The organism is Varibaculum timonense (genome assembly GCF_027694345.1).
Taxonomy (GTDB): domain Bacteria; phylum Actinomycetota; class Actinomycetes; order Actinomycetales; family Actinomycetaceae; genus Varibaculum; species Varibaculum timonense_A.
On the sequence record NZ_JAQEVU010000001.1, the window covers coordinates 53,266 to 69,814 of the forward strand.

Sequence of the window (16,549 nt, forward strand, 5' to 3'; positions counted from 1 at the left end):
CCTACTCGGATCAAGCTTTCCCCTGCTTTTCCTGTCTTGACTCCTACATCTTTTACCGCCCGCGCCTCTTTTGGTGACGTTTTGACCCTCCCGGTGCGGTTGCGCCCTCCCGAGATGGGAAATGTGGTCGTAATTGGGGCGTTTTGCCGGTATTGGGAGGGTGGTTTTGTCTGCGGAGGGTGAAAACGGCGCGTATGCCTGAAATCAGGAGGGTGATTTTGTCTCGGGAGGGTGATAATGCTCCTCAGGTGAGCGTTATTTGTTGGTTATATGCCTGGAAGTTGTGGGTGCGGGGAAAGTTTGTCCTCCTGCCCAAGAATTTGGAAAACGTGGCGGCGTTTTCCAAATTCTTATGCCCACCGCACCTACTCGGATCAAACTTTCCCCGCGCCCTTCTGCCAATACTCCCGTATCTTTTACCGGCCGCGCTCAATGATGTTCCGAAATCCTGCTCCTCGGCATATAACTGCTACCTGCGTCTGCTTGAACGAAATTTTTTCCCGCCCTTCTGTCATTACTTACGCATATTTACCGACCGCGCCCCTTTTTGGGTATTAACCCCTTTTTGGTGACGTTTTTACCCTCCCGAGAGGGGACTAAGAAAACCATATCCCGAGCGGCAAATGGCGGCTAGGAAAGCTAAGGGGGGGCAGTAACGGGTAGATATTTTGCCGGCAGTAATCACGGGTAAAGACCGCGCCGTTTGTGTGCCTGCAAGACGCGCTCCACCGCCAATACGGTAGCTGCGACCCGCAAGGTAACGCCCTTTTCTTCGGCGTAAGCCTCTACATCTTTCCAGGCGGCGGTAATGCGCTGTTCCTCTTCCTTTTGTACCCGCTCTAGCGGCCAGAAGAAGTTGTCGCGTCCTTGTACCCATTCGTAGTAGGAGACGATCACGCCACCGGAGTTTGCCAGAATGTCGGGAACAATCATTACTCCCTTTTCGTTCAGAATCTTGTCGGCGGCAGAATCGGTGGGGCCATTGGCGCCCTCAACAATGATCTTGGCTTTCACATCGGGAGCATTGTCCTTGGTGAGGACGCCTTCAATGGCGGCCGGTATCACTACGTCTACATCGAGTAGCAGCAGCTGGGCAGCATCCATGGGTTCGGCACCGGGGAAGCCTACGACTTTGCCTTTTTCGTCCACGTATTCGCCGAGAGCTTTAGTGTCGATACCCTCGGCGTTGTAGATGGCGCCGAAGATGTCGGAGATGGCGACTACTTTGCCGCCGCGACGCTGCGCGATTTCGGCAGCTCCGCGCCCTACTTTACCGAAGCCTTGGATGGCCAGGGAGGCGTCCTCGAATTTGATGCCATTTTTCTTTAGAGCGGCTTCTACCATGATTACTACGCCCAGGGAGGTTGCTTCCGCGCGTCCGAGTGATCCGCCGAGAGAAACGGGTTTACCAGTACAAATACCGGGGACGGTGTAGCCTTGGAACTGCGAATAGGTGTCCATAATCCAGGCCATGGTCTGTTCGTTAGTTCCCACGTCCGGGGCGGGCACATCCTTTTCCGGGCCGATAATCGGCAGAATCTCGGAAATGTAGCGGCGAGTTACCCGCTCTAGTTCTGCCTGCGAATACTTGCTGGGGTCAATAGTCACCCCGCCTTTAGCTCCGCCGTAAGGCAGATTCACTAGGGCACATTTCCAGGTCATCCACATGGATAGGGCGCGAACTTCGTCAATATCGACGTTTTCGTTGTAACGGATGCCGCCTTTGGCCGGTCCGCGCGTCAAGTTGTGTTGTACCCGGTAGCCGTGCAGCACTTGATGGGTGCCGTCGTCGCGACGAATCGGAATAGAAACGCTCATTTCGCGGCGCGGCGAAGCGAGCATCTCGTAGTCGCCCTCGGAAAATCCCAGGATTTTCTGAGCTTCCCGCAGCTGATTCTTCGCGTCCTCATAGGGATTCGGTTTGTAATCCTCGGACATAAATAGTTATCTCCTTTAGGTTTTATTTATGGTGTGCCTGGAGACGGTATTACCGGCTTTTTGCCGCGGGCGGTGGGGGCGGGTAATACCCAGTACCCTCGCAGCCACTTCCACTGTTAAGCGGCGGCAATCACATTTTATCTAGGACGTAAGTCCAAGGCAATAGGTGATATGAGTAATAAATAAGAATGAAAAAATGGGGAGTCAATATCCGCCTACTACAGGGGCGATTTTGAAAGTCTGTAACTCATATTCCAGGTGTTTGCGACTCTCGACCGAATCGTAGCGAGGGCAACCAGGGATAATGCAATACCAACCGAATAGCAAAGCTGCCTGGGAAACAAGGAGTCAAGTGTGATGACCTTGCTACCCAGGCAGCTAATAGGAGGTGTTGAAAATGGGAATCCCTAACGTTCTTCCCGCAGTTTGCGAGCCGCAAGCAGCCCTGCACCTATAATCGCGAAGATTAGCGAAACTAAAGCCAAAGTTGCGCCGTTAGGTCCGGTTATCGGCAGGGAGGAGGGGGCGGAACTAGATGTGGAGGAACTGCCCATTCTGTCTTTCCCATTTGGAGCCTCGGTAGCTCCGCCATTTTGATTACCAGATGGTGCCGCAGTTGCCCCGCCAGTTTCAGCCGGATTCGGCTTCGTGCTGGGGTCGGCGGTCGGTCCGGAGGGCTTTCCGCTGGGTTCGCTGGGCTTAGAGGTCGGCTCAGTTGGCTTGGTGGGGTCAGTAGTGGGCTTTTCAGCTGGCTTAGCCTGGTTCATGAAAGGAACAGTCGAGTTTTGTACCCACTCGCCGTTTTCTCCCTGGCTAAAGGATAGAACCTGTGGCTTCGCTATTTGCAGACCCTTGGCAGTAGTAAGCTGTTTCAGCTGGTACTGCAAGGTTACGTCGTCAACCTTAACTTTATAGGCGCCGGTAGCAGCATCTAGGTCAGTAGGGTCAGTGGGAACCGCGAAGGTGGTAGTGCCACCGACAAAATCCGTGACCGTAAAGGCATCCCCGGCGGGTTTACCATCCTTGCCCAGGGGAGTGACCTGGAAAGAGGTTCCGGCTACTGCCTGACCTTTAGAATCAAGCACCTTCCAGGTGAGTAACCCGCTGACCGGTTTTGGATCAGTGGTTGGTGGGGGTGTTGGAACCTTCTGGTTCTTAATAACCAAAATGCCGTTCATTAAATCAACCCCGGTGTCGCCAACGGCAACTTGAGGATTGCCACCCTCAAAACTAATGGTGTAGACGCGGTTGTCTTTAACAAATCCGGCAGGTGTGCCAGTCTGTTTTAAGGTGTAGGTCTTAGCTAAATCCAAGGTTGCTTGGAAAGAGGAATCTGCCTTATTTTCAGCGACCGGCACTACCTCTTGCCCATTTGTGAGGGAGAAAGTTCCCCCCGATAACGGATTCGATTCTCCATCCACCAATTTCCAAGTGAAAGCCTTGGTCTTGATAACTGGAGTGTTCTCAAACTTTAGACCGCTACCTTCAACAATCTGGCTGTAGCTACCATCGGAAGAAGCGGAGAAACTCACGGTTTGTGCCGGGGTTTTAAGCCCGAAATCAGGGCTGGTAGTGAGCTGTTGCACCTGGTATTTCAAGGAGCCATCGGGAACTACTACCCGGTATTGTCCCACTGCTTTATTCAAATCAGTGCCAACTGAGGTAGTGGAATCGGTGACGATAAAAGACTTCGCCGCGTCCAAGGTTTTCCCGTCCGCTAAGAAAGGAGTAACCCTAAAGGAAGTGCCGGGAACATACTGCGCTTTATCGGCAGAAGAAACCACTTCCCAACGAATTTGGGCTTTAGTAGGTAACTTGGTGTTCTTTATTACCAGACCAGCAGTGGGTAGGTCGTTTCCACCTACTTGAGCCTTATAGCTTTCACCGCTTTTAACAAAAGTGACTTGGTAGCTGGAGCTATCCGCCGAGTAACCGTTAGGAGCGGTAATCTGTGACAAAGTGTAGGTCTTGGTCGGATCAAGATTCGAGGCCATATATACCCCCGGATCTGCCGCCTCTTGAGAAGTTACCGTGAGCGGAGCTTTTCCGCCAGTCAATCTGAAAGTACCTCCATTAAGCTCCTTACCGGCAGTGTCGGTAAGTTTCCAAGTGAAAGAGGTAGTAACCGGGGGTTTGGGTAGCTCACTATTGGTGAAAGTTAGGGTGCTTACTTCTTTACCGTTCACTTTTGTAGCCCAAATTCCGTTAGCCTGGTCTTTTTCTACAAAAGTGATGCTATAGGAAGTAGTCTCACCTAGCTTGTAACCTTTAGGAGCATTGCTCTGAGTTAAGGTACAGCTGCCCTTAGTCGGGTCTAAGGTAACGCTGTAAGTTCCCGAGGTAGTACCGGTGGCAGGAATATCAACCGATTTACCTGCGCAAACCAACTTGAAAGTGCCTCCTGGTAGCAAGTTCTGCTTTGTGTCTTGTAGCTTCCAATTGAAAGCTACCGGCTGGGGAGGAAGTGGAGTCTTGGCGTTAGTGATAACAAATGCGGCAGCGCTCACCGCCGTATTATTTACCTTTGCCTGGTATCCCTGAGAAGTTTTCTCGAAAGTTACCGTATAGGAGGTCTGGGCAGGTAGCTCGTATCCTTGAGGAGCCTGCGTCTGGGTAAGTACATAGGTCTTGGCAGGATCAAGATCATTTACGGTGAAAGTACCGGAAGTAGAATCTGGTACGTTTACTGCCGCCCCGCCCTTTTCAGTCAGGGTGAACTGTCCGCCGCTTAAGGCTTTACCCTGACCGTCTTGTAGCTGCCAGCTGAAAGTAGTTTTTTCCGGCTGTGGCTGGGGAGGAGCGACTGTATCTTCGCATTTGGTAACCGCTGTCACGGTAGTATCAGCGGTGAGTTTCGCCTGTGATAGGTCAGTCTCGCGTATTCGACTTCCGTTAAGCTCCCAATGGTCAATCGAACAGGTCTTGCCGGAAATCGTAGGCAAAGTTACTGCCGGTAGCGCCCCTAAAGAGGAGTTCGGGGGCAGATAACGCTCGGTGGTGTAAGCCTGCGGAAGGCTTCCGCCCTCGCCAGCTACTTGGTATTTTAACGAGTAACCCTGCGCCCATAGCAATCCGTCCTGAGTGTATAGCTGAGAGGTGACCGGGAAGGTGAACGCGCCCTCTGCTTGCTGATCCCCGTGATAGGCGAAGAGCCGCGGAGTCACCCCAGATTGCAGATAGTAGTTGCCAGTTTTGGGAACCGAAAATGCCAATCCGTTATAAAGGGTGCTGGTAAGAGCCGAGGAAAGCACGGTTTCGCCCTCGGGGGTAACCAGGGAGAAAGGTATGGTCTGTTGGTTTTGAGCTAGCTTGCTGACCGCCGTGGTGAGTCCCAAAGTTAAGGGCGAACCGCTGCCATCAACGCTGCCGTCTGCAAAACGTAGGTTTAATACCTGCCCCTTGCCCTTAACGGCATCAAGCGGCATATTAACCCCATTGGCTAGGGCGAACTTGCCGCGATTACTGCTGCCGTCAGTGCGGGGAGAACCAATCGGGGAAGTGACCTGGATTTTTGCCCCTGCGTCCAAGTTTGCGGTAACGGAGTTACCAGAGCCGTTGCTCTTAAAGCCGAGCCCTACGCCCGAGCTGGCTTGCCCGCCAATCAAATCCAGGTTGGGACTACCGGAAAGAGTGATTTGGGCTGGTACTTGGGTTTGTAAACCAGAACCAATTGCAGCACCGAAACCGTAGCCTAACTGTTGCTTCTTAGGTAGGCGAACTGGCTGGACATAGGCTTTCACGGTGGGGGAACCAGAGATAGTGACCTTAAAGGGATCAGCTACGTAAGGTTTGATGTAACCGGCGCTGCCAATCACCGCCCCGTGCCGAAGCCCAAATACCTTGGCTGTAACCTTTGCTTGGTCGCTAATGCTCACCTGACCAGAACGGTTAGTGGCTGCTCCGATTGCACCATTTGGTGCTTCATCGTCCTCTAAAGAATCGGTATCAGTTTCCGCGGTCACCTGGGCATTGCCAAAGATGCGAACCTGATTTTGAGATTGTCCACGCGCGGTGTCCTCGTCTAGGCGAGAGTTCCCCTCGAACTGCTCTGCTGGGGGAAGCCCGCCCGCTCCGATAGCTGGGGATTCGCGCACCACCCCGAGCGCTTTTACTTCGGCGTTATCGGAAATAGAAACGGTGGAAGCTCCGGAAGCGAAGCCTCCGCCGATAGCTGCTCCTCGCCCATTGGAATAGGCAGCAACTTGCGCATTGCCGGAAATTTTCACGTTTACGCTGGCGCTGTCAGGACCAGAGCCAATAGCGGCAATGTCACCAGTGGCCGCGAGGGTGGAGTCGGCAGTCCCTACGCTCACTTTTCCGCCGCTGATTGCTACTTCGCAGCCGGGAGTGAGCGGCCATCCAAAGTCAGCAAAGTTTTCGTTCCAGTTACCCACGCCGCGGCAACCGATATTCATAGCGCTGTTACCGGTGTCGGAAGCGCTAGGAGTCACCTGTACCAAGCCACCACTAATGTTTACCTTTGCATATGCCTGGGTGTAAACACCCTGCGCAGCGCCATCTTTGCCCTTCATGGGGGTGGTGAAACTGCCCGCACCTAAAGCAGTGTGATTTCCGTGGGCGTTAATCTGCCCGCCACTGACGTTAATAGCTACCGCAGCTCCGGTTTTTGCCCAAGAAATATCGGCAGAGGTAGGCATTTTAACTGCGCCGCGACCAGCACCGATAAATGCGCCACCATAGGAGCCGTCGCCAGTCTTGTCTAGGTTAATAGTGCCACCAGTGATGTTAATAGTTCCCCCAGCACTCCAGGGGGTTTCGTCATAGTTGTTGAGCCACGAGGGGTTAGTTCCCGATTTAACCTCGTAGAAAGCGCCACCGGAACCAATCATGGCTGCGCTTTGCGAGGAAGCCTGCAAATTCAACGTACCACCAGCGATATTGATAGTGCCGAAAGTCGAGAAATGCTGAGTACCGATGAGGGCAGCTTGCGAAAGTGGGGAAGTGGGGTTGGAAAGATTCAATACGGAAGAATCTTCACTGCCAATAGTCAGCTGGGTATCGGCTTTAACCTGCACTAACGGCAGAGGTGAGGGGTTGTCCTTAGTAGCATTTTCAGAGGAGGCCTTGCTGCGAGTAAAGGTATTGTCGCCCTTGAAAGTGAGCCGGTTTTGCGGGTTCTTATCCCCGGCAACCACGATAGCTTTATCAGGGTAAGCGGTATTGTCAATCTGCAAGTTGTTTACAGTCAGGGAGTGACCCTCGCTCACCACAAAAGTTAAACCTTTGAAAGTCTTGTTAGCTGAGCCGGTGATGGTGACATTGCCAGCAACGCTAATGCTGCGACCGTTAGCGTCGGCTGGTAAGTTGGCATCGCTTAAATCAATATCCTTGCTGACCTGGGTACCTAGTTCGTTCCAGTTCTTGATTACCTGCCCGTTAGCGGCATTGGCGATACCTACCGCTAGAGCCGGCCCGAGTAGGGCAATCATATATCCGACCAGGGATAGGACGAGCACTAGCGCTGTGGGGCGCTTTGCTATGGGATTGCGCATCGAAACTCCTGCTGATTTTCAAAAGTTAAAAAGATTACAATTCTGTAACAACTCTACCAGATTTAGGGGTTGGTGCGCTAGTGTGTTTACTCTGTAAAAACGACTGTTCTTGCAGCTTAACTTGATTGTGGCAGAAGTAGCATTAGCGCCTCTAAGGGGATATGTACCCAGTCAGGGCGTTGCGCCGCCTCGTAGCGTAATTCGTAAAGCGCTTTTTCCACTTCAAACGCTCTAAGCACCGCCAAGGCCGGGGCAGGCAGTTGCTGATCTGCGAAATATCCCTCCAGGAATGCTAGACGAGCGCGGTTCAGCCAATCGCCGTTTTGACCGCCCTCTACCCGGGCATAGTCAAACGATCGCAACATTCCCGCAATATCCCGCTCTACCTGGTCAGGGGCAGTTCGCTCCTCTAGAGGACGCAGAGGCTCGCCCTCAAAATCGGTTACATACCAGCGCCCACCGCTATAGAGGCATTGCCCCAGGTGATAGTCGCCGTGAACTCGTTGAGTGGGAGGCAGCGCTCCCAGTGCGGTCAGAGCCTGCGCTAAATGCTCGATTTCGTTGCCAATCTGAGGGTGGCTAGAAAGAGCAGGATAAGACGCTTTAGCCTGCTCGTACTGGTAACGTAAACGGCTGGCAAGCATAGTTCCCGAGGATGGATTCTCACCAGCTCCAAAAGCCGCTAATAGATGGCGGTGCATATCCGCTGTGAATTCTCCAAGCTCGCGGGCAAGGGTTTCGGGATTCTCGCCACTGCGTGCCAGGGAGCACACCAGTTTGAAACCATCTTTCGCCTCGTCAAGGAGGGTAGCTGCGCAGGCGGTAGTCACCTCTTGGGGCTTACCATCTTGATTCCAGAGGTTTAGTAACGAATAACCAATAGGCTTGGGAATACCCTCCCATCCGGTCTGGGCTAAGGCGTTAGGGGTGCTGACCTCGGGATTTAGCCCCGAAACTAGCACTCGGAAAAACTTGATAATTGTAGGATATTTCCCCCGGATGAGGACGGAAGTATTGGACTGTTCCCCGGTAAGAACCGTACTGGTTTCGCTGGCTTCCAACAGACGAGGAATAAAGTCTTCCGGCTCGGGCAGTAGCGGAAGCGTCCCGGATTGGTGAGCTAAACTCAGCCAATATTTCACATATTCAGGGTAGTAAGGGGCATCTACCAGGTAGTAAGGAGTGTCTTGCGGGCAGATTGTTCGTCCGGCAATACCGGAACCCTCCCAATTGGAAACCAGCGCTAAAGGCAGGTGATACCACACATTCTGGGCTTCAAGAATAAGTAGCCTGAAACGCGAATCATCAAGCTCGCGATAATCTAAAACCCGCACTTGGGAGCGTTTAAGACCAGCAGGAAACCAACGCCGCAAACTCAAATAATCCCAAATGGCATCAATAATGGCGTCCCGGTCTGGCCAAGGTAGCCGGAAGTTAGTTACATCAGCGCTCATTATCGTCCTCCTTCAATAACGAGAAATCTAACGCCGGATAGGAAAGCTGAGAGCCGGAAGAACCCGTGCTGTCTAAATCATTAATGGTGCTGGTAGTGTCCACAATCACCGGTAGGGAAGTACTGACTGTAGCCACTTCGAGGCTGAGTTCTTTATTATCTTCAACCTGGTCAGCAGCAAAAAGCTCCAACCAATAAAAACCGTGGCGATTCATAGTTACGGTTACGGTTTCATCTGCGCCCACCGTGGGGAACCAACCCCCGTCGAAAGCCTCACGCAAACCCCAAGAAGCCATGCCCGGCAAGAATAATTTCGCTGCCAGCGCGCCCTCGCCCAGATTGTAAATACAAAGGACGGTAGAATTTTTATCCCGGCGGATAAAAGCCAACACCGAATCCTGGTCGGCTCTAACCTGCGAAAGCGAACCTTGACCAAAACAGGTAAGGCGACGTCGTAAATGAAGCGCTTGCCGCAGCCAATGCAATAAGGAAGTAGGACGCCCCAAAGATTCTTGCACGTTAATGGTGCGGTTATCCCAACCGGGAGAGTCAATCAAAGGAACCAAGAAAGAATCCGGATCCGCGGTAGAAAAACCGGCGGTAGAAGAAGTATCCCACTGCATGGGGGTGCGTACCCCGAAACGGTCAGGAAGCCAAATGTTATCACCCATGCCGATTTCGTCCCCGTAATACAAAAACGGAGAACCCGGCATAGACAGCAAGAGGGCGTGCGCCAGTTCTACTTTACGCCGCGAACCCCCCAGTAAGGGCGCGAGACGGCGGCGAATCCCCACGTTAGCGCGCATACGTGATTCCGGGGCATACCAGGAATACATATCTTCGCGTTCCTCGTCAGTAACCATCTCTAGAGTTAGTTCGTCGTGGTTACGCAGGAAAGTACCCCATTGAGCGCCAGCAGGTAGCTCGGGAAGCTCTGCCAATATTTGACGAAGCCCCTTAGAGGAGCCGGTTTGCAAAGCCGCAAACAACCGAGGCATCAGTGGGAAGTGGAAACAAATATGACACTCCGGGTCGTTCTCAGTCCCGAAATAGTCAATCACATCAAGGGGAGGTTGATTGGCTTCCGCCACCATCAAAGTTCCTGGAAACTCCGCGTCCACCATTTTTCGAAGTTCGCTCACAAACCAGTGAGTTTTCGGGAGGTTTTCGCAGTTGGTGCCGTTTTCTTCAAATAGGTAGGGGATCGCGTCCAGACGGAAACCATCCACCCCGGTGCGACACCAGTAACGCACCACATTCATTACTGCCGCTTGCACCGCCGGATTCTCAAAGTTCAAATCCGGTTGGTGCGAAAAGAAACGATGCCAATAGTATTGCCCGCGTACCTCGTCATAGGTCCAGTTTGAGGTTTCGGTGTCGATAAAAATGATACGCGCGTCCTGATAATCGGTATCGCTGTCGCGCCAAACGTAAAAATCCCCGTATTCACCCTCTGGATTCTTGCGGGAAGCCTCAAACCAAGGGTGCTGGTCAGAGGTGTGATTGACTACGATATCGACCAATACCCTAATTCCGCGCTCGTGGGCGGCCTCCACCAGGGCGGTGAAATCTTCCATCGAACCAAAAGCCGGGTTTACGTCCGTATAGGCACTAATATCGTAGCCTCCATCGCGCATAGGCGAAGGATAGAAAGGGGGAAGCCATAGGCAATCCACCCCCAGCCAAGCCAGATAATCAAGACGCGAAATCAACCCCTGGAAATCCCCGATACCGTCCCCGTTAGAATCAGAAAAAGCCTGGATTAACACCTCGTAAAAAACGGCGCTGCGATACCAGTTGGGAGACTCAGAGGGAGAAGAAACCGGACGGGAACAAGGGCGGGGAAACAACAGGTTTCCCCGCGGCTCGGTTTCTTTAGATATGCTTTCGCTCAAGCAAGACTCCTTTAACTATTTCCAAGAACTGTGCCAATACCCGTTTAGTCGGATTCCACCGCGAACACGTGGGCTACGCGCTCATAGGGATTAAGCTCAAAATAGTTGCTGGCTCCCCACTGATAGACCTGTCCATCCAGTTCGTCGCGAACTTTGAAACACGATGAGGACGAGTATCCGCTAATCTTCAAATCCGCTAAATCCAGGTAGACAGAACCAATAGCGGTATTCTTCGGATCTAGATTAACCAGCACAATCACGGTATCTGCGCTTCCAGTCGGCGACTCCCAAGCATCTAGATGACGAGAAAAGCAAACCACACTGGGGTGAGTAGTGGGATGAATACTCAGGTTTCGTAGCCTTTGTAAAGCCGGATGCCGCCTGCGGATACCATTTAGGCAGGTTAAGAGGGATTGGATTTCTTGAGCGGTTTGACCGGAATAATCACGCGGTTTGAACTGGTATTTTTCGTTATTAATCTGCTCTTCAAAACCTGGTCGCTGTACATTTTCTATCAGTTCATACCCAGAGTAAATCCCCCAATTGGGAGAACCGGTAGCTGCTAAAACTGCTCGCATTTTGAAAGCCGGTTTTCCGCCCTCAACCATAACTTGCGTGAGAATATCATGGGTGGTTGGCCAGAATGACGGTCGCATATACGAGCAAGACTCCCAGGACACCTCTTGTAAGTATTTTTCAATCTCCTCGCGATTATTACGCCACGCAAAATAGGTGTAGGACTGATGGAAACCAACCTGAGCTAAGGTGCGCATCATGGCGGGACGGGTAAATGCTTCCGCAAGGAACAACACTTCGGGGTGTTTTTCGCGGAACTCCGCTAATATCTCTTGCCAGAACTGCACCGGTTTTGTATGCGGATTATCAACCCGGAAAATCGTTACCCCATGGGCAATCCATTTTTCGATTACATCACGGACAGCGTTATATAGTCCGCGATAATCAGTGTCGAAACTCAGGGGGTAAATATCCTGATACTTCTTTGGGGGATTCTCGGCATAGGCAATCGTGCCATCGGGACGATGCTTGAACCACTGGGGGTGTTCTTTTACCCAAGGATGGTCGGGAGAACACTGCAACGCCAAATCCAGTGCTACTTCCAGCCCCAGTCCTTTAGCTTTCTTCACAAAATAATCAAAATCATCAAAAGTGCCAAGCTCAGGATGAATAGCGTCATGACCACCCTGGGGGCTGCCGATACCATACGGAGAGCCAGGGTCACCGGGCGCAGCCTCTAACGCGTTATTGCGTCCTTTGCGGAAAGTAGTACCAATCGGATGCACAGGAGTTAGATACACCACGTCAAACCCCAGGGAAGCAATCCGGGGTAAATCTGAGGTAGCAGTACGCAAGGTACCAGAATGCCACTGTCCCTCTTGATCTTGGTAAGCGCCAATGGAACGCGGAAAAATCTCGTACCAAGAACCGTATAGGGCGCGTTCGCGATCAACCCGCAAAGGATAGGTGCGCGAAGATTCTAGCAGGTCACGCAAAGGGTGGGTGCGGAAAATGCCGCGGATTGAAGAATGAAGCCCCACCGATAGGCGCTCTTGAATCGGGCGGGTTTTATCCCGCATTGCTTTAGCGGCCTCATGCAGCCGGGTAACGCGCTCACTGTCAGGAGGTAGTTGGGCGGGATTGTTAAGTGCCTGCCCACGGGCAGCCCGTTCAAGAAGCAATGCCCCCTGCTCGAACTCTAGTTCAACATCAATACCTGCCTGAATTTTGATTGAGGCTTCTTTACTCCAGGTTTGATAAGGATCTGACCAGGTGTCTATGCGGAAACTCCAGTCGCCGGGAGTGGTTGGTTTTAGCCATGCCTCTAAACGATCCAAACCGGGGGCAACATCATACATTCGTACCCGCATGGTTTCCGTCCCCTCGGGGTTAAACAATACGGCTTCCGCCCCTAAAGCGTCATGCCCTTCCCGAAAGACGGTGGCACGTACCGGAAAAGACTCGCCTTCTACCGCTTTAGCTGGCCACAGCCCATCTTCGATAACCGGTTCCACTTCGGTAACCGGAATCCTAGCTAGGCGGGCAGAGGCAGGGAATAAGTTTCGCGGTTCTAAGGACGAGGGCGCAGATTTCGCTCTACTAGCGCGCTTGCGGGTGGTGGTAGTAGCGTTACTAGCAGCTTTCTTTTCCCCAGTTGTTTTCTTAACCGTAGAGGTCGTGGTGGTTTTCTTTGTGCTTGCGGCTTTAGCGGTCTTGGCTTGACGCACGCTTCGCTTTACCCCGGTGGAGTTAGGTTTAACTGTTTTTGTGCTGGCAGCTTTGCTGGACTTAGCTTTTGCAGCTGTAGTCTTTGTGGGCGAACTGGAGGTGTCGCTTGCCATGCTGTCTCCTTATTTGATGGACTCTGCTTATTCCAGCCTAACAAGTGCAACTGTCTCGCGCGCCTTTTCAATCCTGGTAAATAACGGGAAAATCAGCCATTCCCGCACGAAACCAGGTAGAAAAATCGCTAAAATCGGTCGTCTTTAGTCGTTAGTAGCGGAAGCTGATTCCTCCAAAGAAATTTTAGGACCGAGATAAGTTGGTTTCTGTTTGGTAGTTACCCAAACAACATCTTTGGTTCGTGCCACCCACTCGCGAATACTCCTCCCGGTCTGACCTGGGTAACTATTCCCGGCAGCCCCAACTCCCCAAGCCTCGATACCGCGGCTTTCGAAATCATAGAGGGCGCGTGGAAGATGATAGGGCTGAGTAACCACTATCGCAGTGCGCACCGAAAAAATAGCATCCGCCCGATAAGCAGACTCATAGGTCGAAAAACCGGCATGATCGGCGTAAATATCCTCAGCTTTTACCTGGTGTTGTCGCAGCCAGTTCCGCATGGATTTAATCTCGTCATAGTGTACTTGTCCATGATCACCACTAATCAGAATCTTTTTCGCAGCCCCCTCCTGATACAGATTCAAAGCGGTTTGTAACCGATGAGCCAGAATCGGAGAAGGCGACCCATCCGGATAGGTAGCTGCCCCCAACACCACAATCACCTGTGCGCCCTTATCTTTTGCCTCGGAAAGGGAAACAATCTGCCCCTTAGTTCGATGCAAAACATATAAATTAGTTCCGGCCACGCAAATAATGACCATCACCACCAGGGTGATTAGGAGTTTTATCAGTGTTCGCAGTGGTTTCATAGGGCTAGTAAACCATGTTCATTGCTTGACGTACCTCGCCCAAAGTCTCGTTTGCGACCTCGTTAGCGCGCTGATTACCGCGATGTAAAATATCCCATAAATAACCGGGGTCAGCTAGCAGCTCTGCCCTTCGCGACCTAATCGGAGATAAAGCGGCATCTAAAGACTCCGTGAGTACCTGTTTCAGTTTCCCAGCCCCCTGATCCCCGATTTCTTCAGCAATAACGCGAGGATCTTGCCCACTGGCAAGACCGGCAAGGCGCAAAAGATTAGACACTTCAGGGCGATTATCCGGGTCGTAAGTAATATGACGCTGTGCATCAGTCTTCGCGCGTTTGATTAGTTTCGCGGTCTCGTCACTGGTCATTCCCAGCTCGACCGCGTTGCCACGCGACTTCGACATTTTTTCGCCATCCAAGCCTAAAATCAGGGCTCCATCTCCGGAAAGAAGCCCCTCAGGGCGAGGGAATACCCGACGTTTTAGGGAAGATTTACGTCTAAATACCCGCTCAAAACGATCCGAGATTAGTCGTGCCTGCTCCAAGTGGGGGAGTTGGTCTTTACCTACCGGAACCAGATTCGCTTTACAGAACAAAATATCGGCTGCCTGATGCACCGGATAAGTGAGCAGCAGTGCCGACATAGGGCGCTCGGAAGCCAATAGTTCAGATTTCACTGTAGGGTTACGGTGCAGCTCCGCCTCGGTCACTAAAGACAGGAAAGGCAGCATTAACTGGTTTTGAGCTGGCACTGCTGAATGGGTAAAAATAGTGGTCTTTTCGGGGTCAAGTCCACAAGCAATATAGTCAGCGAGCATATTCAGGACGCGCTCGCGAATCGGACCGGTTCCCTCCCTATCAGTGATTACCTGATAGTCGGCAATTAGAATCCAGGTTTCCACCCCGCGCCGCTGAATCGTCACCCGGTTTTTAATTGTTCCGAAATAATGCCCTAAATGTAGGGCACCGGTCGGGCGATCGCCGGTGAGTACCCGGAACTTGCTGGGGTCTTTATCTATTGCTGCCTCAATCTCTTGAGATACCCGCTCCGCTCGTTGTAGAGAGGCTGCGTCGGTAGAATTTTCTAGTTTTTCGCCACTATCACTCATAGCCCCAGTCTACGGTGCCAATGATATTCCCGGGAAACCGGGTGCAATCCTGTAGCTATTCTTGTTTACCGAAGCGGTTTAATCTGATACTGGTTGCGGGTCTGGCTCGGTAAAAGCACTCCGGGGACCCCGTGACCTGCTACGCAGGTTGGAGGGATTGTTGGAATCAGTTGGAATGGGGACGTATCCGGTTTGCAGGTGATGATTTAGTGTTCGTCCCTCTCGTATCTTTTACCGGCCGCGACCCGAAAGATCTTTATCCGCTTAGCCACATCTGTATAAGAAATGTAAGCTGCTAGGTCTGGTTGCACCCGGTTTTCGGGAATGGAGATGAATAAAGGAGCGTGTCGGCTGTTAGTTGTGAGTGCAGTTTTTGTCAGAAGGATTGAGTGCGCGGTTCACGATCTAGTAGCAGGTGGCGTAGTTGCCGAGGAATTTCGGGTAGAGATCTTTCGTGGTGCTGCTTGCGGCGCGGATTTTGGAGTGTTCGCTCGTGATCACGCTGAGCCGGTCGCCAAAATACTTGAGTGCCCACTTATATTCAGCAAAATTCGAATCGTACTTGTATGCAGCAATACGACCAAGGATTGCACATATCCAGTCCGCGCATTGAACCGTTTGATACAGATGACTCTCCACCTCCATCGGCGGCTCCACAAGTTTCGTAGCATCTTCACTGCTGAACATGAACGCTGCTGCGCCAGCGAAAATCTCCAGTCGCTCCTTCTCGCCCTGTTTATCGAGCACCATCAACAGATTCTCAGCAGCAGGCAAATCCCAATTCACTCGTTGAATCAGCTGCTTCATCACATGGTCGTAACGCTCAGCATTCGTCTCAGGGACCTCAATCGGAGTACCGCGCAGTTTCTCCTGCCCATAAAACACCACGCGAGCATCCAACGATTTCAGCGTGTCTAAAACCCTGAAAATGAGGCGACGAGTTTCACGATACTTCTCGATATTCTTCGTGGTCAGCAACGCTGAGCCTTTCTTTTCCCAATGCTCCACGCGCTTACCTGCCGAGATTACTTTCGCCTCAATTTCTTCACGTAGCCCACGCTCCTTAACGAAACGGAAAATACCAGACAGCTTGCGAATGTTCTGGGCTGGGATCACAAAACCGCCGAGTCCGAATACTGGGTGAGTCTTATAGGACGGGTCGAATCGACTCACGTATGCACCGTTATGCCCAAACTCGTCGAAATACCCGACGTACACGTCACCTCCCGCTACGAACACGAAAGCCCGCGAAATCGCGGGCTTCGGAAGTGGAGCACCGAAGTGCGTCCACAGGTAAATATACCAGAGCCCTGCCGTCACCAGCAATAGCGGATACTAGGGTCAAGGGTTAATACCTAAACCACCCCGACACGCCCGGGAAAAGACACACCATTCGGGCATTAGCCCTAATTTTCACGCGTTTCATATTCCTACAGCTACACCTGCGCGTTAATCCTTTCGGGAATCTGCCAAGA

Annotated in this window: 8 protein-coding genes; all 8 read right to left on the reverse strand. The window is 52.1% G+C overall.

The genetic code is table 11. The annotated features are described in order from the left end of the window. Positions 1-681: 681 nt before the first annotated feature. Positions 682-1,938: a Glu/Leu/Phe/Val family dehydrogenase gene (locus tag PG728_RS00240; RefSeq protein WP_270624989.1), complete on the reverse strand. Its 1,257-nt coding sequence runs from the start codon at positions 1,936-1,938 to the stop codon at positions 682-684. 407 nt (positions 1,939-2,345) lie between these two features. Beyond that, positions 2,346-7,451 (reverse strand): MSCRAMM family protein, encoded by a 5,106-nt coding sequence (locus PG728_RS00245; protein WP_270624991.1) that lies wholly within the window; start codon positions 7,449-7,451, stop codon positions 2,346-2,348. A 116-nt stretch (positions 7,452-7,567) separates the two neighbouring features. Continuing rightward, positions 7,568-8,905 (reverse strand): phosphotransferase, encoded by a 1,338-nt coding sequence (locus PG728_RS00250; RefSeq protein WP_270624993.1) that lies wholly within the window; start codon positions 8,903-8,905, stop codon positions 7,568-7,570. Further along, positions 8,895-10,799: a maltose alpha-D-glucosyltransferase gene (gene treS / locus PG728_RS00255; protein ID WP_408648170.1), complete on the reverse strand. Its 1,905-nt coding sequence runs from the start codon at positions 10,797-10,799 to the stop codon at positions 8,895-8,897. The genes PG728_RS00250 and treS overlap by 11 nt, the downstream gene beginning before the upstream one ends. A gap of 44 nt (positions 10,800-10,843) precedes the next feature. Further along, positions 10,844-13,156 carry an alpha-1,4-glucan--maltose-1-phosphate maltosyltransferase gene (locus tag PG728_RS00260; RefSeq protein ID WP_270624995.1) on the reverse strand — a complete coding sequence of 771 codons (2,313 nt, stop codon included), beginning with the start codon at positions 13,154-13,156 and terminating at the stop codon, positions 10,844-10,846. A 144-nt stretch (positions 13,157-13,300) separates the two neighbouring features. Further along, a complete protein-coding gene (locus tag PG728_RS00265) occupies positions 13,301-13,966 on the reverse strand; it encodes a SanA/YdcF family protein (protein ID WP_270624997.1) in 666 nt (221 codons plus the stop codon). Positions 13,967-13,970: 4 nt separating this feature from the next. Next, positions 13,971-15,074 carry a tryptophan--tRNA ligase gene (trpS, locus tag PG728_RS00270; protein ID WP_270624999.1) on the reverse strand — a complete coding sequence of 368 codons (1,104 nt, stop codon included), beginning with the start codon at positions 15,072-15,074 and terminating at the stop codon, positions 13,971-13,973. Positions 15,075-15,479: 405 nt separating this feature from the next. Beyond that, positions 15,480-16,394 carry a DUF3800 domain-containing protein gene (locus tag PG728_RS00275; protein ID WP_270625345.1) on the reverse strand — a complete coding sequence of 305 codons (915 nt, stop codon included), beginning with the start codon at positions 16,392-16,394 and terminating at the stop codon, positions 15,480-15,482. Positions 16,395-16,549: the final 155 nt, after the last annotated feature.